Genomic DNA, 21,878 nt, shown 5'->3' on the forward strand with positions numbered 1-21,878 from the left:
TTGGATTATTTATAATCCTGCATACTAAAACGAATCGCATTAACTCCCAAAGCAATCGTTCGGAAATCTCCTGGCGGCTGAATAGCACCTTCTCGTACATGAAATCGGAGTTTATTTTCTCCTTCCTTTACCTGGATATTAATCTTATAAAATTGAGGTTTAGAGTCAATCTTAATAGTTTTAACAATTCGATTATTCAGATAAACATCAACGGTAGTCTTTGGCAAAATCGGCACAAATTTAATTTTTGAGGCTAATCCAACAGGTCTATTTTCTTCATTTTCGAGTTTTATTGTGGCATCTTGCTTCATCCAACGGAAACTTTTGGAATCCGACGCATTCCCCCACCACTCTTCTAAAAACCACCAGTTTTCTAACAGACGAATTCTAACATTTGTATTGTCTACTTTACCCGCTGGACGTATTAATGAATAAACCTTATTTGTCCAAAGGAGTTTATCGGTGTTCATGAAATCATCATGCCAATTCCGCGTCAGGACTAAACCTCCTTCTTCCACTGTTGAAAATACTGGCATGGGACTCATATCAGAGTAAAGATATCCTTGCTGATAATATTCATTCGGGTACATAAATACAGAACGAGTTTTTCCTAAGAAGTAACTCATCCACATCTGTTCCCAGTAAGCCGATTCTTCTATATATACTGTTCTAGAACCCGCTACTTTAGCGGCTTCAGATAACTCAACCAAGTCCGAGTTTACACTTAAATGGCTAGCTGACATTGTATTAAAAAGAGGGACTATAGCTGTAGTACTGATCAACCCAATCATGAGAATGACTATACTTTGACAAGTATATAGAGTCAATTGATGAAAAATTTTAGTAATTTTTTTTAGGGATTCAGATAAGCCTATTGAAACAGCAATAATTAGAGCAAAACTCGTAAACCCTACAGCTTTGTAATATCCATAAGAATAGTCACGTCCCCACTTCAACCAGAGTAAAATCCCAAAGCTGAATGTTAGAATTGAAAGCCACAATTTTTTATTCTTTAAATGACTGACACCCAGAACAATTAAAATTAGGATAGGCAGGCTAGTCCCTATCAGTAAGTATTGGGGATAGATTTGATTAGCATGAATACTTAAAAAACCAACCATATCCACAGGAAATGCCCATCTTGGCATTGACCAACCCGATTGCAGTCCAGAGGCTAGAAAAGCGTATCGTAGACCATGCCATAAATTTAAAGGGTTGATCACAACAACGACAATTATTAATAAACAAAGGTTTCTTAGAAAGACTAGCCGACGCGATCGTTTCGCCAATTTAAGCAGACTATAAAGGGACAAGAACCCAATCAAGAACAGGCTGATTTCCGGATAAAGTATAAACAAAGAAGATATAGTTAATCCCAGAGGAAGCAGATAATAACGATATAAAGCAGAATTTTTTTCTGCCAATTCAAATAATATTAAAGCAACAATTAAACAGCCATGACCAAAAGTTTGAGCAGCATATCCATGATAGTTAAAAAACAAAAAATTTACATTAAATACAGTGATTACCAGCGCCGTGATAGCGGCAAATTTATCTTGACTCAGTATGAGAGTAAAAATAGCAATGAGTGGTGGAGTTAAGGCAAAAAATACGCCAATCGTTATGGTAAAAATTTGGTACGTTGGCAAATGGAGTAATGAAGCTAGCAGCCCAAAGACTAACCGACTTCCCAAGCGAAAACCCGGTGCAAGTCGCCAAGGGATAAAAAAACTGGATGGGTCTTCGGGCTGAATTGGCGGAGGTTGGTTAACACTATGAGTTTTGAAGAAATCTCCTAAAACAACGTAAATATGAGGGTCATTATTTCCTAATGATATTGTTGTTGGGACTCCCTCTCTTATCATTGGGTACAAGGCTAAAAAAAGTGCCACAACTGACCCAATTGCTAAAACAGCATCAAACCGTTTTAAGGGAATAATTAGCGGTATTTTTCGGTACTTGCACAAGAGTAATAAGCCAACTCCTAAAATAGACACAACATAAATAATTTGATTAGTGTTGAATCCTACTTGACTCAAAGATAAGCTGAATAAGCTTGCAATTATCAATCCCATCCAAGGCGCTAACCAAAGTTGATAAGGACGAATACTCGTGGGTAAAGTGAGACGGGTTATGCCCCAACCTGTAACCAGAAAAAATAAATAAATGGCAATGGTTATGGCAATAATGAGTAACACAATTCGAGTAATACTAGTGAGGGATAAAAATTAAGACGTACTCATTTTACCTCTATGAGGGATTTATTGATAATTTCGTTCAAGCCAAACCATTCAACTCTAAATCCTGCGCCAATTGCTGTACAATAAACAACCCCGCTTGAGAATTCCCCATCTCATCTAACGCCGGAGAATAACAGGCGATCGCACCCTGAGACGGTACGATAGACAACATCGCTCCACTCACCCCAGACTTAGTTGGCAATCCCACCTCTACCGCAAAGCGACTAGAGGCTTGATACAATCCACAAGTAATCAGAATGTCGTTAACTGTGCAACGGTGTTGAGATGATATCATGCTATTATCCTGCACCAGCAGCATCCCCAGATAGGCTAAATCCGTCACCGTTCCCGATAAACAACAGATGTGATTGTAGGTATCCAGGGCAATTTCGGGATGATCCAGATAGCCAGAGGTGGCTAATAAATCCGCGATCGCCTGATTCCGTTGATTGGGAAGAGAACGCACCGACTGCAACATCGCCTCATCTAAAACTAACTGAGACTGCGATCGCAGATTTAGCCACTGGCGCAGGCTTTCACAGCGAGACGCCCCATCCTTACCCGGTAAACGCCCAGCGAGTGCGATCGCGCCACTATTAATCATTGGGTTGCGCGGCTTTCCCCGATCTGCTTGCAGTTGCGCTAAGGAATTGAATGGCTGATCAGACGGTTCCATCCCCACCTGAGAAAATACCGCCTCTGTCCCCCATTGTTCTAACAAAAATAACAGGACAAATGGCTTAATCACACTCATCAACGGAAAAGAACAACGAATATCACCCGCTTCTACTCTCTCACCCTGAATCCTCTGTACCTGTACCGCCACCCAGCTTGGATTTGCCTGCGCTAGTAAGGGGATATAAGTTGGCAATTGTCCCCCTTGACATTGTACTTTTGCCTGAGCGATTAAGGTATTGAGTTGATCCTGAGTCAGTGCGGATAGTCCCAGAGAAGATTGATGATGATTCGGCTTATCCCTGTCACTGATAGGGTACGACGTCTCAATTTTTTCAGCCATGCTACCCCCGATTCAAATAGATTGATTAAAGTGTAGATTTAAACCCTGAGCAATAAAACCGAATCATCCACTGATAAGTAGGTTGGTGGAAATAAACTCAACCATATTAAGCTATGTAAACAAGCCTCAAACCATTACAAATGACAAATGACAAATGACGATCTGCGCCGTTAACTGTTCTTGTCCCTACCTACTTAATCCTTAACTATTCTTATTGATAGATGTTCAAACTCCTAGCTTTAATCGATAATAATTAGATCAATCATCAAAGTATAAGAGGAGTTTAACAGAATATGGGTTGGTTACAACGACTATTTGGCATGGACAAGCCAAAAGAGGCAAAAGTAAACCCTCCAACACAGCAACAGCCTTCATCCGCAGCCAGTCGCCCAACAACAGATGAAGCCCCAGCCACGACGAAACTGTCCACCATTCCTCCAGAACGTCTTGGTTTACATGGAGAATATGACCAAAGTGGTTTAGCGAAGCGGGTGGCGTTAGCATTTGATGAAGATCCGGATTTAGATGACATCAATACGCTTTATGTCGCCCAAACGAGTACCACTGTGGTGTTGAAAGGTAAGGTTCCGAATCAGGCTATTTTAGACAAGATGGTGAAGGTTGCTAGAGGTGTCAATGGTGCCAAGGATGTTGATACGACTCAAGTGACAGTAGGTTAACCTGTTAGCTTTATTAGCTATCAACCAATAAGGCATTAGGTGTTTATCTAATGCCTATTTCAATTATTTAAGTGTTTCACCGTAGGGGCGCACCGACGTGCGCCCGATTCAATGGTAAAATCTATTCCACAATTTTAGCTGTGTCAGTCCGCCATCGTGCGTTAGCGAAGTGTAACGCACCATTGCTCAAAGCTACTCAATGATACTGCCGCTTTTGACTATTTGTACAACAGTGGGGATGAGCAGGATGAAAATGATGTTATCGTGATTCACCCCATCAATCCCCTTGCTGAATCGACGTTGCCCTCTAATTGAATGAGCCGACAAAATTACTCTTCAATCTTCACCGAAAGAATTTTATCCCCTTTCTGAATCGCATTAACCACATCCATATCTTCGGTTTTACCAAAAACAGTATGGACACCATCTAAATGGGGTTGAGGCGAATGGCAAATAAAAAATTGACTTCCGCCAGTATTACGTCCCGCATGTGCCATCGATAATGACCCAGCTAAATGCTTATTGGGGTTAATTTCACAGTTAATCGTATAGCCAGGACCTCCCCTGCCCGTTCCCAGAGGACAGCCGCCTTGAATCATAAAATTGGGAATAACGCGATGAAATGTCAATCCATCGTAGAATCCTTTTTCACTGAGATCGACAAAATTTTTCACTGTATTCGGAGCATCTTCCTCGAATAAGTCTAGATGAATTGTCCCTTTTTCCGTTTCCATAATGGCGCGAGTCATAGTTTTTTCCTTGCGTGTGATCTGATGTTAGAGTGTATTGAACTTGGGGAATAGGTTCCATTATTCGGCACGATCCGTTCCAGCATTAAACGCCATTTGCCAAAACGCTGCTTCTAATTGAGCGACTTGCAAAAAGGCAGACTCGGCTTGCTGTTGAATGGATGCTGACGCCTCTGGCAATACCTGATTTGCTTGGTTTTCCAACAACGTGACATACTCAGTAAATCCTGGATTTCCCCAGCGTTGTGCAAATTCATTGTAAGACCCACTCATCTGACCTGGCAATTGCCAGCCTTGATTATAGGCTAATTCAATCGCCCAAAACGCCGTGGCTTGGACGGGATAAGGCATATCCCAAAGTGTTTGCATGAAGTGACAGTATTGGTTACAGGCGGGTTGTTTCTGGGTATTCAGATTTAGCGATCGCTCTGTCGCTTTTTCCCGAAACCACGCCAGTTCATCTTTGATCGCACTTGCCCCACTCAGGAGCGTATCAAAATGGGCGACAGGGGCGGCGGCTAAGACTCGTCCAATCAGGCGGGTAAATTCTAGCACAAATAAATAATCTTGCACCAGCCAGGTGTTAAATTGTTCGGGTTTAATTGTACCTAATTTACACTGTTCTAGAAATGGATGTATGGTGGCTTTATGCCATACATGATTGTGCTTGTGCAGAAGCTGTTGACACGTTAAACTCATAACCTTATTCTCCCACTTAGTCGGGGCGGGTTTAGTCGCATCTGGGTTACTAATAAACGATAGTAGTAAAACCCGCCCCTACAACCGATAAATTATTCCACTGGGATGGGGCGGGTTTAGTCGCATCTGGATCAACAATAAACGATAATAGTCAAACCCGCCCCTACAATCGGCAAAACTTAAAACTCCCTTGCCTACAAAACAGACTGTTGCCAATATTGATAGACCGAATAAGCCAGCGTTACCACACCGGTAATAATCGCCGATTCATTCACTTCAAATTGGGGATGATGTAAGGGATAATTAGGCTTATCCTTAAACCCGACGCCGAGGCGGAACATTGTACCCGGAGCATGTTCTAAATACATGGAAAAATCTTCTGCTCCCATTGAGGATTCGGGTAAAATTTGCACTCGATCATTTCCCCAGGCTTCCTTGGCACACCCTTCTAAGATTTGAGTCAGAACTAAGTCATTTTGCACCGAAGGCACACCCCGGCGATAACTCACCTCATAGCGAGCGCCATACATCTGGCAGACATTTGCCACAATTGACTCAATCCATTCTGGCAGATTCGCGTGAGTTTCGGGGTGGAGCGATCGCACGGTTCCGGCTAAGTGGACTTGATCGGCGATCACATTCGGGGCGCGTCCACCATTAATCTGCCCAATTGTCAAGACCATCGGACGTAAAGGATTCTGAGTGCGGCTAATCGCTTGCTGTAGAGTGGTAATCACCTGAGCCGCAATCCAAATCGCATCCACGGCTTCATGGGGACGGGCACCATGACCGGATTCTCCGGTAATAAAGATTTCCAAATCATCCGCCGCCGCCGTCAGTGCGCCATACCGGACACCAATGGAACCCCCTGGAATCGAGGGGAACACATGAACCCCAAAAATGGCACTGACATCATTCATCGCCCCATCTTGCACCATCCAGTTTGCGCCTTGGGCGATTTCCTCAGCGGGTTGAAACAAGAAACGCACATTTCCTGGCAATTGTTCGCCCAATCCGGACAACACCATCGCCGTGCCTAAACCAACCGTGGTGTGAACATCATGACCACAGGCGTGCATTATCCCCATCTTCCGGGAGGCAAATTCCAGAGGGGCGGCTTCAGTAATCGGTAAGGCATCCATATCCGTGCGAATCGCCACTAAGCGTTCATCAGTCCCCCCGACTAACTCACCAATCACCCCAGTTTTGGCAATTCCTTCTTGGACAACGATGCCACAGGAGGAAAGTACCCCCGCCACATACGCCGCCGTTTGGTATTCCTGACCGCTCAATTCCGGATGACCATGGATATGGCGGCGAATTTCAATCAGACGCGGTGCGAGGTCTTGGGCGAGGTCTTTGATTCGGCTAAGCATAAACTCAATTCAAGAGGTCTTACTATACAAGCTGTTCTATTCCATCATCCAAACATCTGAAAAATAATGCAGCTATCGGTCGTTAGACATTACCTTACCTAAGACATTAATCCCAATCACAATGGGAGTGGTAGGGTGGGCAATGCCCACCTACAGATGGAAACTGGTAAATCCTGATTACCTTAACTAAGGGGTTAATCCCGATAACAATGGGAGATGTGGAGAATGAGCAAAAAACCATGAAAACCTATGATTGGATTGTTGTTGGTGGGGGTATTACTGGGGCGGCACTCGCCTATGAACTTGCCCGGGCAGAGTTAACGGTTCTCTTGGTCGATTCGGACACAGCCATTCAAAGTGCGACTCGGTACAGCTATGGCGGTTTAGCCTATTGGTCAGGGAAATCCGACCTGACGAGGGTGCTGTGCGCTGAGGGAATTGAACGCCACAGGCATTTATCAGCAGAATTAGACCAGGATACCCAGTTCCGGGAATTGGATTTAGTTCTGACCATTTCTGCTGACCAAGACCCAGAAAAAATGGCAGCGGCTTATGCTGATTGTGCCATGCCACCCCAATTACTTTCAGTCGAGGACGCTTGTGAATTAGAACCCCTACTCAATCCTAATGCGATCGCAGGCGTTCTTACGGTTCGTCATGGTCACATCCATCCGGAACACCTCACCCAAGCCTATCGCCAAGCCTTTTGTCGTGCGGGGGGCGAACAGCAGATGGCTCAAGTGGTGGAACTCCTGCGCCAGGGGGATAGAGTTCAGGGAGTGAAAACCTCGGGTCATCAAACCTATCAGGCTGCCAATACAGTAATTTGTGCCGGGGGACTCAGCCGCGCCTTACTCAACGCCGCCGGGATTCAGGTGCGCGTCTACTTCACCCACGCCGAAATGATTGAAACGCCAACCGTTGACCTGAAACTGCGAACATTAGTCATGCCCGCCTATACACAACGCTTTCCACTGGAAGCTCAAGCTAGCAGCGCGGAGGTAGAACCCTGGTGGGATCAACCGGGTTATGAACCTGTGCCACCGATTCTAGACGCCGGGGCGATTCAGTTTCTAGATGGAAGCATGCGGATGGGTCAGATTAGTCGTGTTCTCACCGAACCCTTTGCAGAGGTCAACTCAGCCGCGAGTGAGTCTGCGATTCGCACGCAGGTGGGGCATATTCTACCAGCTTTAGCTAGCCTACCGGGAACTTGGCATCACTGTTTAGTGGCGTTTGGTGGTAATAATTTACCTGTGGTGGGAGCCATTCAGGGCGTAGAGGGTGTCTATATTTTCTCTGGATTTACCAACCCTCTGGTATATGTGCCACCGTTAGCCCAACGCTTTGCCCAATGGGTTATGGGGAAGGAGGATCAGATTATTGCTCAATTGGCACAGAATTTGTAGGGAACGGGGAATACGGGAATGTAGAGACGCGCCATGGCGCGTCTCTACGTCAGGGCTTTTGCCGTCATGCACTAGCGGCTCCAGCTTTTTCTTGAGGTTTGGCTGAGCCTTGAGTCCCCAATTGTATTAGCTCAATCTTATAGCCAGTCGGATCTTGGACAAAAGCGATGACCGTGGAACCATGTTTCATTGGACCGGGTTCCCGCACAACTTTACCACCCCGCTCCTTGATTTGCTCGCAGGTGCCGTAAATATCATCCACACCAATCGCAATGTGACCATAGGCATCACCCAACTCGTATTGGTCAACACCCCAGTTGTAGGTCAGTTCTAACACGGTATGGTCAGACTCATCGCCATAGCCGACAAATGCTAAGGTAAATTTCCCACCGGGATAGTCCTTTTGCCGCAATAACTTCATTCCCAGCACGTCACAGTAAAATTTGAGTGACTCATCCAGGTCACCGACGCGCAGCATTGTATGTAGCATTCGCATAGCTGATTACAGACTCCTTACGTTTGTTCATATTTCTTTGCTTTTCATTCTATCGAGGCGGTGAGATAGTAAGCACCTTATGTTATACGGTAGTTAAAAAATCCTTGTCCACTACGGCGTGGGACTTAGTGTTTCCCAAACCCTAGCGAAGAGTGAACTGCTATGCCATCTCAAACCCTAAAATACGCTTACTTTCCCGGTTGTGTCGCCCAAGGCGCTTGCCGAGAGTTGTACCAATCAACCGCCGCCCTGACTCAAGCCTTGGGCATTGAACTGATTGAACTGAAAAAAGCTTCCTGTTGCGGTTCTGGCACGTTTAAAGAAGATTCCCGATTGCTGGAAGATACGGTCAATGCTCGTAATATTGCCTTGGCGGAGGAACTTAATCTCCCCCTATTGACCCATTGCAGTACCTGTCAGGGGGTCATTGGTCATGTTGATGAACGCTTGAAGGACTTTCAACAGAGTGATCCGGGTTATGTGGATCAAATTAATGGCTTGCTGCGAAAAGAGGGCTGTTCTCCTTATCAGGGGAACAGCGAAGTCAAGCACCTGCTGTGGGCATTAGTTACCGATTATGGACTAGACGCCTTACAAGAACGGGTTACGCGGAAGTTAAGCGGGTTAAAATGTGCCGCCTTCTACGGCTGTTACCTGCTCAGAGGACAGACCACAATCCCGTATGACAACCCGTTTCACCCCGAATCGATGGAAAATGTATTTCGATCCGTTGGGGCAACTCCGGTCTATTATCGCGGACGAACCCAGTGTTGTGGTTGGCCCATTGCCAGTTATGCGACTGAGCAATCGTTCCAAATGGCGGGAAAACATATCCAAGAAGCTATTGACGCCGGGGCGGATTGTCTGGTAACACCTTGTCCGTTGTGCCACCTTAATCTTGACTCTCGTCAACCGGAGGTGGAAAAGGTGATGGAGCGCAAGCTGGGATTACCGGTGCTACATTTACCGCAATTGGTCGCCTTGGCGCTAGGGATTCCACCAAAGGAATTGGGATTGAGTAAGCATATTGTGTCCACACAACCTGTTTTAGAGAAATTGGGCTTGTAATCCATTACGGCTGATTCGGTGAACTAATCATCCCCCGTGATTCATCCGGGGGAGCGTCAATCAACCTCCTGTCTGGCGATCGCGGCTCAACTGCTGCACCACCTCAAGACTAAGCCCCGTTGTTTGACTAACCGTTTCTGCATCTAACACATCTAGTACAAGAAGGCAGAAGTCCGAAGGCAGAGGGCAGAAGGCTATAAGCCTTATGGTAGCTGCTTTTAAGGAGCTTGTTAACTGATTAGTTATTTCTGCCGCGCTGCACTAGTAGTCGCCGCGCAATTTCTACTTGTTTTTGCTTAACCGCCTTGATAATCGCATTTCGCTGATCATGTATCCAGATTTCCCGCTTTTGCAAATCTTCTAACTCTTCCCGACTCAGATTCGCTTGATTCGCGACCGCAAACGCTTGCTTCATCTCCGGGACTTCCTCCATTGTTTCTGGTACACTATCCAAACTCCTGGCATTCTTTATAAAATAAATCCATTTATCGGTCAGCGTCTCTAACTCCTCTAATTTCTTATTGAATTTAGGTAATTCCACAAAGACCAACTCGATATCATAACTTAAATAATCAACCAGAAACTCTTTTTCCTTCAAAACAAACCGCGAAATCGCTGACTCCAGACTATCAAACATCTCAAAATCCGTAATCGTCAAAGCAATGACTGGCTCTAAAAGCTTGTAATCCTCTCCACTATCCAATTGAATTGAATAAGCCTTGGTAGCATTGTACAAAATCCGCTTCTCAAATCCCTCCACATTTAACACCTGCATCTCAATAATCACAGTTGTGCCGTCTTGGAGCTTGGCTTTGACATCTAGGTAAGTATCTTTGACACCGCGTATTCTGGGTGCTAGATAAGGATTGAGGATTTGTAAATCTTCAATGACAGGACGCGCTTCATAGAGGAGAGCATTTAAAAAGCTAATTAAAATATCTTTACTTTGCTCAGAACCAAATATTTTTTTAAAGGCAAAATCGGTCTTAGGATTAATGAAAATCATGGCATTGTTCCCCACCTATAAAATAGTTTTGTTGGGTCAGATTTAGATAAAACTATAATAAGTCGAAACAATCTACCCTAATCCTATTTGTTTTATCTTGACAAAAATAACGATTAATGAATCTACCTCACACCTTCAACAAAACACCATACCAGCACCAGCGACCAAGATGCCTGTAACCAGCGAGCAAGATGCTCGCACTAAGTAGTCGGACAAAAGAAAACAGCACCATACTAAGTTTTGTGAACAAACCTCAAACCCTTACTGTTCCCTGTTCCCTGTTAAGAGTTCCCTAATCTCAACCGTTCACGTTAATTGTGTCCACCTACTTACAGGGGCTTCCTCATCGCTGTCTGGTGAATTGGCATAAGGTATCGTAGAAACAAGCGTCCCTGTTCGCCACTCTCAACCATCAACTTTAATGAAAGTCCGACTACTTATATGGATATTTTAATCGTTGAAGACGAAGCGGAAATCGCTAAACTCATCCAACTCACCCTAGAACGGGAAGGATTTACCTGCTACTCCTGTCGCGATGGACTAGCCGCCCTGCAAGCCTTCCAAACCCAGCAACCCGATGTGATTATTCTGGACTTAATGCTACCCGGATTGGATGGACTGGAAGTGTGCGCCCGAATTCGCCAAAAACCGGGACCCAAAGACCCCTATATTTTAATGTTGACGGCGAAGGGAGAGGAAATTGACCGGGTGGTTGGTTTATCCACCGGTGCCGATGATTACCTGGTTAAACCCTTTAGCCCGACTGAACTGGTGGCGAGAGTCCGGGCGCTATTGCGGCGTAGTTTGCGTCACGGTGGACAGTCCCTCGTCTACCGTACCCAACATTTTATAGTAGATGTGGATCAGCATACGGCTAGTCGCCAACTGGATTCTGGAGAATCCGAACCCCTAGATTTAACCACGTTAGAATTTAATCTGTTGGCAACCTTTACCAGTCAACCCGGTCGAGTTTGGAATCGGACTCAACTGATTGATAAGCTTTGGGGGAATGATTTCTTTGGTGATGAACGGGTGGTTGATACCCATGTCGCCCGATTGCGGAAAAAAATAGAACCTGACCCCAGTAATCCAACATTTGTGAAGACCGTTATCGGTGTTGGTTATAAATTTGAAGATAGCCCGCAGTAGGGGTTTGGTTCCCAAACCCCTTATATAGCACTGAAACTCGTTAAACATGAGTAAAACTGGTTTACGTCGCCGCAAATCCTTACCCTTAGTCTCCCGCCTATTTCTCTCCCATTTATTGGTGATGATGGTCGGCGTAGGGTCTTTATTAATTATCAGTAAAGTGTCTTCGCCGCGCTTCTTTATTTTGCATCTGCAACAATTAGAAGGCAAAGGCGTCATCTTTCGCGTTGCCCGAACCTCCCTATTACAAGGATTTCAAACCGCCTGGAATCGCGGCACGTTTTGGTCGGTTATCGTTGGCACGACGGCGGCGGGGGGACTCAGTTACTGGTTGTCTCGTCGCATCGTCAAACCCCTGACCCAAATCGAAGACATTACGCAACAATTTGCAGCAGGTAAGCTGGATGAACGACTTCCGCCCAGTGAAATTCCTGAAATTAATCAACTCGCCACCAGTTTTAATCAGATGGCAGTGAGTTTAGAAGATGTGGAACAGCGGCGGCGAGATTTAGTCAGTGATTTGACCCATGAACTGCGAACACCACTGACGGTACTCCGGGGTTATTTAGAAGAACTTGCTACCCAACGGATGGACGCAACGCCTGCAATGTATCAGCAGTTGGCAAAAGAAACGCGACGGTTGGAACGGTTAATTAATGATTTACAGGAACTCTCGAAAGCCGAAGCGGGTTATCTGCCGATTAAAGTGGAACCCGTAAATGTGCGTCCCCTGGTAGAATCGCTGGTGCAAAACTTTGCGGATCAGGTGTTGGAAGACGGTCCGGTATTGCAGTTAGATTGTCCGGAAAAATTGCCGCGAGTATTGGCGGATAGTGACCGATTGGAACAGGTTATGGTGAATCTTTTAGGCAATGCCATTCGCCATACTCAAACGGGTGCGATTACGGTGCGGGTGTGGGTAGAACGGGATGGGAGAAAAGGTATTATTCCTCGGTTATGGATTGCAGTCACGGATACAGGTATGGGTATTGCCCCAGCGGATCTCCCTCATGTGTTTGAACGGTTCTGGCGGGCGGAAAAGTCGCGCAATCCTCACACTGGAGGAACAGGGATAGGCTTGGCTATCTCGAAGCGGTTGGTGGAATTGCAAGGGGGTGAGATTGAGGTGGATAGTCAGTTAGGGGTGGGCAGTACGTTTCAGTTTTATCTGCCATTGGCGTGACTCGTCAATGAGTGGGTGGACAAAAATTTTCAGATCCCCGAGTGAACGGCTGAAACGGCGAAGTATCAATTAATCAACCTTCTGCCTCCTGCCTTCTGCCTTCTGCTATAGCAGTCGCCAAGGCGATTAGGACAAAGGAAGGTGCTGAAACCTTGACCAGTCAATCTTTTCCCTTGCAGCCCTCTGCCTTTTGCTATAAAAGCATTTAGCGACAAAACCCAGAACTGTGCATTTTTTGTCTTGACAGAGAACATCGGTCTGTTCTATATGTATTTCTATACAAAGTTATACTTTGTGTGATTTAAATATAACCCTTGTGACCCAACCCTAATCCAAGTCTAGAGATGTCCAGCCACCAATCCCCACCCAACCTGGGTCAACGCCGCACTCTGCATAAATCGGGCGGTGAATACCTTACTCCCTTTCAGCGCAAACGACTGCAAAAAAGTCTGCAAGAGGACTTACCGCCAAAATATCGCCAGCGCCTGCAAATTATGCTGTTAGCCGACGAGGGTAAAACCCAAGCCCAAATTTGTCAGGCGTTGAACTGTTCCCCCATCACCGCCCGACATTGGATGCTGATTGCCCGTAGTGGCGAGGCGCATCATTGGCAATCCCATCCGATTGGACGTCCTAAAGCCGTGAATGACGAGTATCTGCAACGCTTACAAGAATTAGTCACGCAGAGTCCCCGCGACATAGGCTATTCCTTTCGCAACTGGACCGCCCAGAAGTTAAGCAAACACCTGGCTACAGAATTTGGCATAGAAGTTAGCGATCGCCATATTAATCGATTATTGAAAAAAATGGGACTCTCGACTCGCCCCAAACCCCCTCAACCCGACACTCCGGCTGATGCAGCGGAGGATTCAGATAAGCGGATTGTGATTAGCAACCTCACCCCCAACCATACCCCGAAAACCCAGGATGTGTGGCAATTTAATCCGATTAACATGAGTTGAGGTGCAAACCCATTATGGTACAAACTCCACCCCGAATTTCCCGTCAACACCTTAGTGATAGTCTCGGACATGATTTTAGCGAATCGCAATTCAGTTGGTGTCTGAAACAGATCAAAATCCTTGAACCCAAACTCGGTCAATTTTGGCAATCGGATCAATCGGAAGCCGGACTTTATCTGATTATTACAGGTAAAGTTAGACTCATTGACGCCAACGGTGAACTGATTACCACGCTGAAACCTGGAGACACATTTGGCGAAGTCACCTTTTTTCCCGATGAACCCTTTCAACCGTACTCCGCTAGGGCATCCCGTCATCTCCAATTATCCTACATTCCCCCAACCCTCCTCTTTTCCCTCGTCCAAAACCATCCTCCTATTCGGGATCATTTGTATCATCGGGCAACGGTGAGGAATTCCCAGTTTAGTTCCGGGGATAATTTAGCCGTAACTCCAGTGATTCCCGAGGACACGGACACCCCAGAACCCTTAACAAACGGGCAGCAAACCATCAGCAAAGCCGACTTTCCCAATCCTACCCAGAAAGTCGGTCATCTCTGGCAGCGGATCACCCGCCGCTATCCCTTTTATGCCCAACAAAGTGCCTCAGATTGTGGGGCGGCTTGTTTGGTGATGGTGGGTCGGTATTGGGGGAAAAAATTAAGTGTCAACCGCCTCAGAGATATCGCCAATGTTAACCGCAACGGTGCATCTCTACGGGGACTAGCCGCCGCCGCTGAAAGTATTGGCTTTTCCACGCGACCCGTAAAAGCTAGTTTAGACCAACTCGCCCAACAACCGCTGCCAGCAATTGTTCACTGGGACGGAAATCATTATATCGTGGTCTATGAAATTACGGCAACTCAGGTGATTGTTGGCGACCCAGCCATTGGTCAACGCGGTCTTACTCCGGAGGAGTTTAACGCCAGTTGGACTAATTATTCCCTCCTGTTGCAACCCACCGCCTTATTACAGGAAACTGAGTCAGCGACGACTCCCTTCTGGCAATTCTTTGAATTAGTTAAACCCCACGGATTTGTCCTTCTGGAAGTCTTTATTGCGTCCCTGCTGATTCAAATCTTTGGATTAATTACCCCCCTATTTACCCAACTCCTCTTAGACCGAGTCGTTGTCCAAGGAAGCAACCTCACCTTAACCGCTGTCGGTTTAGGGATGCTAATTTTTGGTCTATTCCGCGTCGCCATGACTGGATTGCGGCAATATTTATTAGACCATACCGCGAATAAGGTGAACTTAGCCCTAATTGTCGGCTTTATTCGCCATACCTTCCGCCTCCCCCTTTCCTTCTTTGAGTCTCGTTATGTGGGGGATATTATGTCACGGGTGCAAGAAAACCAGAAAATTCAGCGTTTTCTCACCGGGGAAGCCCTCTCCATTTTACTCGACTTACTCACGGTCTTTGTGTATGTGGGGTTAATGTTCTGGTATAGCTGGAAAATGGCGCTATTGGCATTAGTCATCGTCCCGCCCTTTGTCCTCCTTGCCCTAATTGCCACTCCGTTCCTGCGCCGAATTTCCAGAGAAATATTTAATGCCTTTGCGGTGGAAAATAGTTATCTAATTGAATCCCTTACCGGGGTTCGCACGGTCAAATCTATGGCGGTGGAACAAACCGTGCGTTGGCGCTGGGAGGAACATCTGCTGCAATCGGTGAAAAAGATGTTTTCTGGGCAGATTATTAGTAACCGCCTGCAAATTTTTAGCTCAACTCTAGAAACCGTGGTGACAACGGGGTTACTCTGGTTTGGCGCCTGGTTAGTGATTCAAAACGAACTGACGATTGGACAATTAGTGGCATTTAATATGTTAATCGGCAACGTAATTACGCCCTTTGAACGATTAACCGTACTCTGGAATCAGTTACAGGAAGTGATTATTGCGGTTGAGCGAATTAATGATGTCATTGATACCGAACCCGAAGAAAATTTACAGGCATCGGTGCGCCAAGGTTTACCGGAGTTAAAAGGAGAGATTCAGTTTGATCAGGTGACGTTCCGGTATCACCCCGAAAGCGATATTAATGTCCTAGAAAACTTGAGTTTTACCGTCCAACCCGGTCAAACCGTCGCCCTAGTGGGACGCAGTGGTTCCGGGAAAACCACGATATCCAAGTTAATTTTAGGACTGTATCCGGCGACGGATGGCAAGGTGTTAATTGATGGGCAAGATATCACCAGTTTGTCCCTACAATCCCTGCGCCAACAAATCGGCGTTGTAGACCAAGATACCTTCCTCTTTGGTAGCACAATTCGGGAGAATATTAGCATTGGTCATCCCTCAGCCACCCTAGACGAAATCATCACCGCCGCCCAACAAGCCGGGGCGGATGAGTTCATCAAAAAGCTACCCATGGGGTATGAAACCCAGATCGGGGAAGGGGGCGGAATGTTATCAGGAGGACAGAGACAACGACTCGCGATCGCGCGGGCGTTATTAGGCAATCCCCGCTTACTTATTTTAGATGAAGCCACGTCTCATTTAGATGCTGAATCGGAACGGATTATTCAGACCAATTTCAACACAATTCTCCAAGGACGAACCACATTAATTATTGCCCACCGCCTGTCCACAGTTCGCAAAGCGGATTTAATTCTCGTGTTGGATAAAGGAGTTTTAGTCGAAAATGGCACTCATCACCAATTAATGGCAAAACGCGGTCATTATTATTACCTAAACCAGCAACAAATGGATCGGACAGAATGATTGTCATTCGTCAAAACACTGATTTCACGGATTTATTGGATAAATTTGAATGGGGAGGCAATGGCTTATTAACACTGATTTCACGGAGAATTTGGTTCCTTACTTTTCAAAAGTTATTTGTTATTTGTCATTTATCAAACGCTTCAAAAGCACATCTCCACATTATGAACTCCAACCACACTCCCACCCCTCTGCGAACCTCTGCGCGAACCTCTGCGAACCTCTGCGTTTCAAAAAATCCCCCCTCTGACTGGTCCTATGCAACCAAAGAACTGCTAGATACCTTACCCCAGGTTTGGACGCGAGGACTGTTATATTTCTTAATTTTGTTTGCCGCGATCGCACTTCCTTGGGCAATGTTAACTGAAGTTGAAGAAACCGGAAGTGCTAGAGGGCGATTAGAACCCAAAGAACCCACCGTCAAACTGGAATCCTCTGTCGGCGGTACAATTATCAACCTCCCCGTTGCTGAAGGAAACCGCGTCAAAACTGGACAAACATTACTCACCCTCGAATCCGATATTGTACGTTCCGAAATTGAGCAACTTCGCAGCCAATTAGACGGTCAAAAAAATCGCCTAAATCAGTTAGCCGTTCTCAAAAATCAGTTAGACATTGCCCTCCATACCCAGCAGCGGCAGAACCAATCCCAAGAACTAGAAAAACAGTCTCAAATTGAACAAGCTAGGCAAAACTTAAACGCCCTAGCGAGTACCTACACCCTGGAAAAAGCGGAAAAACTGGCTCAAGTGAACCAAGCAAAACAAGCCATTGCCTCCAGTCAAGCTGCTTACAATCAAGCCCAAGTTAATTTAATTGAGGCAAAAGATAAAGTGCAACGCTACCGTAAAGCCTTTGAAGCCGGCGCCATTTCCACCGACCGCTTTACTGAATCACAAAACCTAGTCAAAGTCAACACCGAACGCTTAGTTCAAGCCGAATCCGACATCTCCCAATCCCGGTTACGGCTCAAAGAACAACAAGGCAGTTATGACCGAATTCTCCATCAAACCCAAGCCGAAATTGAGCAGGCAAAACTACGCTTACAGGAGCAACAAAAAAGCTATGATACCCTGGTTCATTCCGGCAAACTAGCGGTTCTGAAAATACAGGAACAACTCAAGAACATAGACACTCAGATTACCACACTCCAAACTGAAATCAAGCAAAGCAAAAGCCAAATTGCCGCCAAAGATATTGAACTCCAGCAACGAGTCTTCAAAGCACCAGAAAGCGGCACCGTGTTTGGTTTACCGGATAAAGGAGTCGGGGCGGTGGTACAACCGGGAGAATTAATTGCCGAGATTGCACCCCAGGGTTCAACTTTAATTCTCAAAGCCCAAATGCCCACGGCTGAAAGTGGGGCGTTACAGGAAGGAATGGAAGTTAAGCTCAAATTTGATGCCTATCCCTTCCAGGATTATGGTGTGGTGGAAGGCAAACTAATTCGCAAATCGCCCACCTCTAAAGTCAGCGAAACCGCCCAGGGTCAAGTCACCAATTTTGAGTTAGAAATTGAGCTAAATCAGACCTGTATTCCCACCAAAAATCAATGTTTAGACTTAAAACCAGGGGATACAGCCACGGCTGAAGTTATCGTGCGGCGGCGGAAGATAATTGACTTTATTCTTGACCCATTTAAGAAGTTACAAAAAGGAGGCTTAGAACTGTGACGCTCGTTTGTAGTAGGCACTTTAGTGCCATAAAACCTAACCCCCCAGTCCCCTTGAGATCCCCCTTCCGTCCCCCTATTAGATCCCCCTTCCGTCCCCCTTCAAAAGGGGGAGACCAGAGGATGCTTCGCTTTTTGTTCCATAGGGGAGACCAGAGGATGCTTCGCTTTTTGTTCCATAGGGGAGACCAGAGGATGCTTCGCTTTTGTTGCACGGGGGAAGCCATCGGATGCTTCGCTTTTTGTTCCATAGGAAAGACCAAAAAATGCTTCGCTTTTATCGTACAGGAGAAACACAATGATACTTTGCTTGTTGTCAGGCGTCGGAATAGTAAGCCCCCCTTTTGAAGGGGGGTTTGGGGGGATCTCCGGATGTTCAATACAGGCTTCCAAGCCGTATTAACTTCCCAGCCATTTACATCCAGACAACTCTAATTACTTAGGAGAAAAATCATGTCACAAGCCATCACCATTACCAACCAAGACATCCTGCATCACCTCAAACTCGCCTGTCAGATTCCCACAATTATCGAAGGAATCATCACCCGCAAAATTATTAACTCAGCGGCGACTGAAGCCAGTATCCAGGTTGAAATCGCCGAATTACAACAAGCAGCCGATCAAATGCGGTTCATGAATAAACTGCTCAATGCAGATGACACTTGGGCGTGGCTGCAAAAATTTGCCCTTTCTCTGGATGATTTTGAAGAGATGGTTTACATCAATGTCCTTTCCGGAAAATTAGCCCAGCATTTATTTGGTGATAAAGTAGAACCCTGGTTTTATGAACATCAGTTAGACTATGCAGCGGCGGTAATGTATGAAGTGGTGTTAGATGATGAAGATTTAGCCCTAGAGTTGTTTTATGAACTTCAGGAAGCAGAAACCAGTTTTGCACAGATGGCTCAAGAGTATATTCAGGAGCAAGAATTACGGCGCAAGGGAGGATATTTAGGATTGGTTAAACGCCAGCAGATGAAACCAGAGATTTCGGCGAAAGTGTTTGCGGCGACGCCAGGGGAAGTGTTGAAGCCAATTGTCACGTCTAAGGGGGTGCATTTGATTAAAGTGGAGGAGATTATTCAGCCAGAGTTGGATGACAAGCTGCGTTATCAGATTCTTTCAGAGTTGTTTGAAGGGTGGTTAAAGCGACAGGTTGAGGAGGTGGAGGTGGTGACAGCTATGGGCGAATCTTAGGCGTTTGTATTTGGGTGTAATCGGTGTAATGTAGGGGCACGACACTGTCGTGCCCTGATTTCATAGGAAGAATGTCAGAAGTTAAAAATTACATCTTGCATCAGTCTCACCAACCGCCTTGGGTTAAAACCCAAGGAACCAATAGCGAAAGTCGTCTAAAGACGACTGCATCTCTAGTTTTAGTCCATTTTAATGGACTTTAGCTTTTAGCCAAGCACTTGAGGATACTGTTGGCGAATTAACTGAGGGGTCAGACCCCTCACCCAGGAGAAGCAAAAAGGCGCACTCACACAAAGCGTTCGGGAGGTAACAAAAGCGGATAAACTAAGGACAGAAGTTGAAATCGTGTAGTTGTCATCACCTCCCATGACTCTTCATCTGATAGAACAATGGCAAATCCCCGCAGAAACCATCAAAGTAGCACGAGCTGCCTTCCCCAAGGGTAATGTCTATATGAAAATGTATGAGCAATTAGGGCAAATCTATGTTGATAGTGACTTTGCTAGCTTATATCCAGCTCGTTGTGGACAATTAGCCCTATCTCCAAGCCGATTAGCCCTAATTACAGTGATGCAGTTTGCTGAAGGCTTGAGTGATAGACAGGCAGCCGAGGCAGTGAGATCAAGAATAGATTGGAAATATGCCTTGGGACTAGAGTTAACTGACTCAGGTTTTGACCATAGCGTATTACCAGAATGGAGAGAGCGACTAATTGTCCGAGACGCCCAAAGGCAATTGCTCGATAAAATGCTGGCTCAATTAAAAGAGCAAAGACTCCTAAAAAGCCGGGGGAAGCAACGAACAGACTCAACTCATATTTTAGCAGCTATCCGCCAAGTTAATCGTTTGGAGTTGGTCGGAGAAACATTGCGTTATGCGCTCAACGAATTGGCAACTGTTGCACCTCAATGGTTAAAAGCTAAAGTGACTCAAGATTGGTTTGACCGATATGGAGCTAGATTTGAACAATACCGCTTACCCCCAGAAAAAGCGGCAAAAAAAGAACTGGCACTGACTATCGGTGCTGATGGACACCAAATTTTGTCGGCGATTTATGAACAAGCAAGTAACCAACAGTTGCGACAACTGAATAGTGTAGAAATATTGAGACAGGTGTGGGTGCAACAATACGCTTTTGTCGAAGGGGAATTGATATGGCGAGAGCCGTCTACTACAGGTTGTCCCCCAAACAAAATTTCGATTGAATCTCCCTATGACCCAGAAGCTCGCAACCGAACCAAACGCCATACGAATTGGACGGGATATACGGTGCATCTGACAGAAACTTGTGACGAAAATAGCCCGAATCTGATTACTAATGTGGAAACGACACAGGCAACAGCTCCCGACGGATCTATGACACAAACCATTCATGAAAGTCTGTCAAAAAAAGACCTTCTGCCTGAACAACATCTATTGGATATGGCTTATGTCGATGCCGAGCATCTGGTAACTTCTCGCCATGAGTACGAGGTTGAATTGCCAAGAAAAGTCCCAGGCGACTCTTCTTGGCAAGCTAGAACTGGAGGATTTGACTTGTCTGATTTTGCCCTTGACTGGGACAACAGCCGGGTGAAATGTCCCACAGGTCAGTTAAGTAACTCTTGGCGGTCTAAAACTGACAATTATGGTCATAATGTTATTGAAGTGCGTTTTGACCGTAATCGGTGTGCCGCTTGCTTCTCTAGAAGCTTATGTACAACAGCCAAAAAAAATCCTCGTCTACTCAAATTCCGACATCGAGAGCAATATGAAGCCTTGCAAGCCGCAAGAGTTCGTCAAACGACTACTGAGTTTAAACGCGACTATGGATTAAGAGCTGGAGTCGAAGGTACTATTTCCCAAGGGACTCGGGCTTTTGATTTACGTCGTACTCGCTATGTCGGTTTAGCTAAAACTCACTTGCAGCACGTTGCCTGCGCGGCAGCAATGAATTTGAGCCGCTTGATGGCTTGGTGGCAAAAAGTTCCTCAACAAAAAACACGAATTTCAGCTTTTGCTACTCTTGGTTCCACTGCTTAATATGTTGTGCCACTATCTTGGTCACTGCCCATTCTCAATTCAAATGGAGGATATACAGTCCCGATAATCACTTACAATAAACACGGAAGTTGCTCCCGCTAACCCATGCCAAATTCTGCTCCAACAGCAAGATTTGATATCATGTCTGGTCGCTCACTTGCGATATAGGTTTACTCCAGTAAATATTGGTGCGTTGATTTTATCGTAACTGTTTAGGTGGACGCGATCG

General features: G+C 45.8%; 19 protein-coding genes. 11 read left to right on the forward strand and 8 right to left on the reverse strand.

Annotated elements, in window-relative coordinates:
• Positions 1 to 5: 5 nt before the first annotated feature.
• Entirely contained in the window at positions 6 to 2,198 is a 2,193-nt protein-coding gene (locus RIE73_RS18780; protein WP_446402627.1) for a hypothetical protein, read from the reverse strand.
• A 79-nt stretch (positions 2,199 to 2,277) separates the two neighbouring features.
• Entirely contained in the window at positions 2,278 to 3,258 is a 981-nt protein-coding gene (locus tag RIE73_RS18785) for a glutaminase (protein WP_446402628.1), read from the reverse strand.
• A gap of 293 nt (positions 3,259 to 3,551) precedes the next feature.
• On the opposite strand from RIE73_RS18785, the gene RIE73_RS18790 reads away from it, so the two are divergent.
• The gene (locus RIE73_RS18790) at positions 3,552 to 3,938 is read left to right on the forward strand and encodes a BON domain-containing protein (protein WP_446402629.1); all 387 of its coding nucleotides are present in this window, start codon (positions 3,552 to 3,554) and stop codon (positions 3,936 to 3,938) included.
• 329 nt (positions 3,939 to 4,267) lie between these two features.
• Here RIE73_RS18790 and RIE73_RS18795 read toward each other — a convergent pair whose 3' ends face one another.
• The 3 genes from RIE73_RS18795 to RIE73_RS18805 all read right to left on the reverse strand — a co-directional run bounded on the left by RIE73_RS18795 (position 4,268) and on the right by RIE73_RS18805 (position 6,762).
• Positions 4,268 to 4,687 (reverse strand): peptidylprolyl isomerase, encoded by a 420-nt coding sequence (locus RIE73_RS18795; RefSeq protein ID WP_446402630.1) that lies wholly within the window; start codon positions 4,685 to 4,687, stop codon positions 4,268 to 4,270.
• A gap of 60 nt (positions 4,688 to 4,747) precedes the next feature.
• Positions 4,748 to 5,386, reverse strand: a complete 639-nt coding sequence (locus tag RIE73_RS18800) for a TenA family transcriptional regulator (RefSeq protein WP_446402631.1) — start codon at positions 5,384 to 5,386, stop codon at positions 4,748 to 4,750.
• A 194-nt stretch (positions 5,387 to 5,580) separates the two neighbouring features.
• On the reverse strand, positions 5,581 to 6,762 hold the full coding sequence (locus tag RIE73_RS18805; RefSeq protein ID WP_446402632.1) for a M20 family metallopeptidase: 1,182 nt from the start codon (positions 6,760 to 6,762) through the stop codon (positions 5,581 to 5,583).
• Between the two features lie 239 nt (positions 6,763 to 7,001).
• Between RIE73_RS18805 and RIE73_RS18810 the strand changes: the two genes are divergently transcribed.
• A complete protein-coding gene (locus tag RIE73_RS18810; RefSeq protein WP_446402633.1) occupies positions 7,002 to 8,171 on the forward strand; it encodes an NAD(P)/FAD-dependent oxidoreductase in 1,170 nt (389 codons plus the stop codon).
• 64 nt (positions 8,172 to 8,235) lie between these two features.
• Here RIE73_RS18810 and gloA read toward each other — a convergent pair whose 3' ends face one another.
• The gene (gene gloA, locus RIE73_RS18815) at positions 8,236 to 8,667 is read right to left on the reverse strand and encodes a lactoylglutathione lyase (RefSeq protein ID WP_446402634.1); all 432 of its coding nucleotides are present in this window, start codon (positions 8,665 to 8,667) and stop codon (positions 8,236 to 8,238) included.
• A gap of 162 nt (positions 8,668 to 8,829) precedes the next feature.
• Here gloA and RIE73_RS18820 point away from each other — a divergent pair, with 162 nt between their 5' ends.
• Positions 8,830 to 9,735 (forward strand): CoB--CoM heterodisulfide reductase iron-sulfur subunit B family protein, encoded by a 906-nt coding sequence (locus tag RIE73_RS18820; RefSeq protein WP_446402635.1) that lies wholly within the window; start codon positions 8,830 to 8,832, stop codon positions 9,733 to 9,735.
• A gap of 238 nt (positions 9,736 to 9,973) precedes the next feature.
• Here RIE73_RS18820 and RIE73_RS18825 read toward each other — a convergent pair whose 3' ends face one another.
• Positions 9,974 to 10,741, reverse strand: coding sequence for an Rpn family recombination-promoting nuclease/putative transposase (locus RIE73_RS18825; RefSeq protein WP_446402636.1), 768 nt, complete (start codon positions 10,739 to 10,741; stop codon positions 9,974 to 9,976).
• Between the two features lie 441 nt (positions 10,742 to 11,182).
• Between RIE73_RS18825 and RIE73_RS18830 the strand changes: the two genes are divergently transcribed.
• From RIE73_RS18830 to RIE73_RS18850, 5 genes are all read left to right on the forward strand, one after another.
• A complete protein-coding gene (locus RIE73_RS18830; protein WP_446402637.1) occupies positions 11,183 to 11,890 on the forward strand; it encodes a response regulator in 708 nt (235 codons plus the stop codon).
• 46 nt (positions 11,891 to 11,936) lie between these two features.
• Complete coding sequence (locus RIE73_RS18835; protein WP_446402638.1) at positions 11,937 to 13,073, forward strand: sensor histidine kinase; 1,137 nt, start codon at positions 11,937 to 11,939, stop codon at positions 13,071 to 13,073.
• A 344-nt stretch (positions 13,074 to 13,417) separates the two neighbouring features.
• Positions 13,418 to 14,035, forward strand: coding sequence for a helix-turn-helix domain-containing protein (locus tag RIE73_RS18840; protein WP_446402639.1), 618 nt, complete (start codon positions 13,418 to 13,420; stop codon positions 14,033 to 14,035).
• A 14-nt stretch (positions 14,036 to 14,049) separates the two neighbouring features.
• Positions 14,050 to 16,758, forward strand: a complete 2,709-nt coding sequence (locus RIE73_RS18845) for an ABC transporter transmembrane domain-containing protein (RefSeq protein WP_446402640.1) — start codon at positions 14,050 to 14,052, stop codon at positions 16,756 to 16,758.
• A 164-nt stretch (positions 16,759 to 16,922) separates the two neighbouring features.
• The gene (locus RIE73_RS18850; RefSeq protein ID WP_446402641.1) at positions 16,923 to 18,431 is read left to right on the forward strand and encodes an HlyD family efflux transporter periplasmic adaptor subunit; all 1,509 of its coding nucleotides are present in this window, start codon (positions 16,923 to 16,925) and stop codon (positions 18,429 to 18,431) included.
• Positions 18,432 to 18,532: 101 nt separating this feature from the next.
• On the opposite strand, the gene RIE73_RS18855 is transcribed toward RIE73_RS18850, so the two are convergent.
• Positions 18,533 to 18,823, reverse strand: coding sequence for a hypothetical protein (locus tag RIE73_RS18855; RefSeq protein ID WP_446402642.1), 291 nt, complete (start codon positions 18,821 to 18,823; stop codon positions 18,533 to 18,535).
• 60 nt (positions 18,824 to 18,883) lie between these two features.
• Here RIE73_RS18855 and RIE73_RS18860 point away from each other — a divergent pair, with 60 nt between their 5' ends.
• From RIE73_RS18860 to RIE73_RS18870, 3 genes are all read left to right on the forward strand, one after another.
• Positions 18,884 to 19,627 carry a peptidylprolyl isomerase gene (locus RIE73_RS18860; RefSeq protein ID WP_446402643.1) on the forward strand — a complete coding sequence of 248 codons (744 nt, stop codon included), beginning with the start codon at positions 18,884 to 18,886 and terminating at the stop codon, positions 19,625 to 19,627.
• 71 nt (positions 19,628 to 19,698) lie between these two features.
• Positions 19,699 to 19,830, forward strand: a complete 132-nt coding sequence (locus RIE73_RS18865; RefSeq protein ID WP_446402644.1) for a hypothetical protein — start codon at positions 19,699 to 19,701, stop codon at positions 19,828 to 19,830.
• Between the two features lie 163 nt (positions 19,831 to 19,993).
• Positions 19,994 to 21,649 (forward strand): IS1182 family transposase, encoded by a 1,656-nt coding sequence (locus RIE73_RS18870; protein WP_446402645.1) that lies wholly within the window; start codon positions 19,994 to 19,996, stop codon positions 21,647 to 21,649.
• The last annotated feature ends 229 nt before the right edge of the window (positions 21,650 to 21,878 follow it).

It is taken from the genome of Coleofasciculus sp. C1-SOL-03, from assembly GCF_040220555.1.
In the GTDB taxonomy this organism is placed as follows: domain Bacteria; phylum Cyanobacteriota; class Cyanobacteriia; order Cyanobacteriales; family Coleofasciculaceae; genus Coleofasciculus.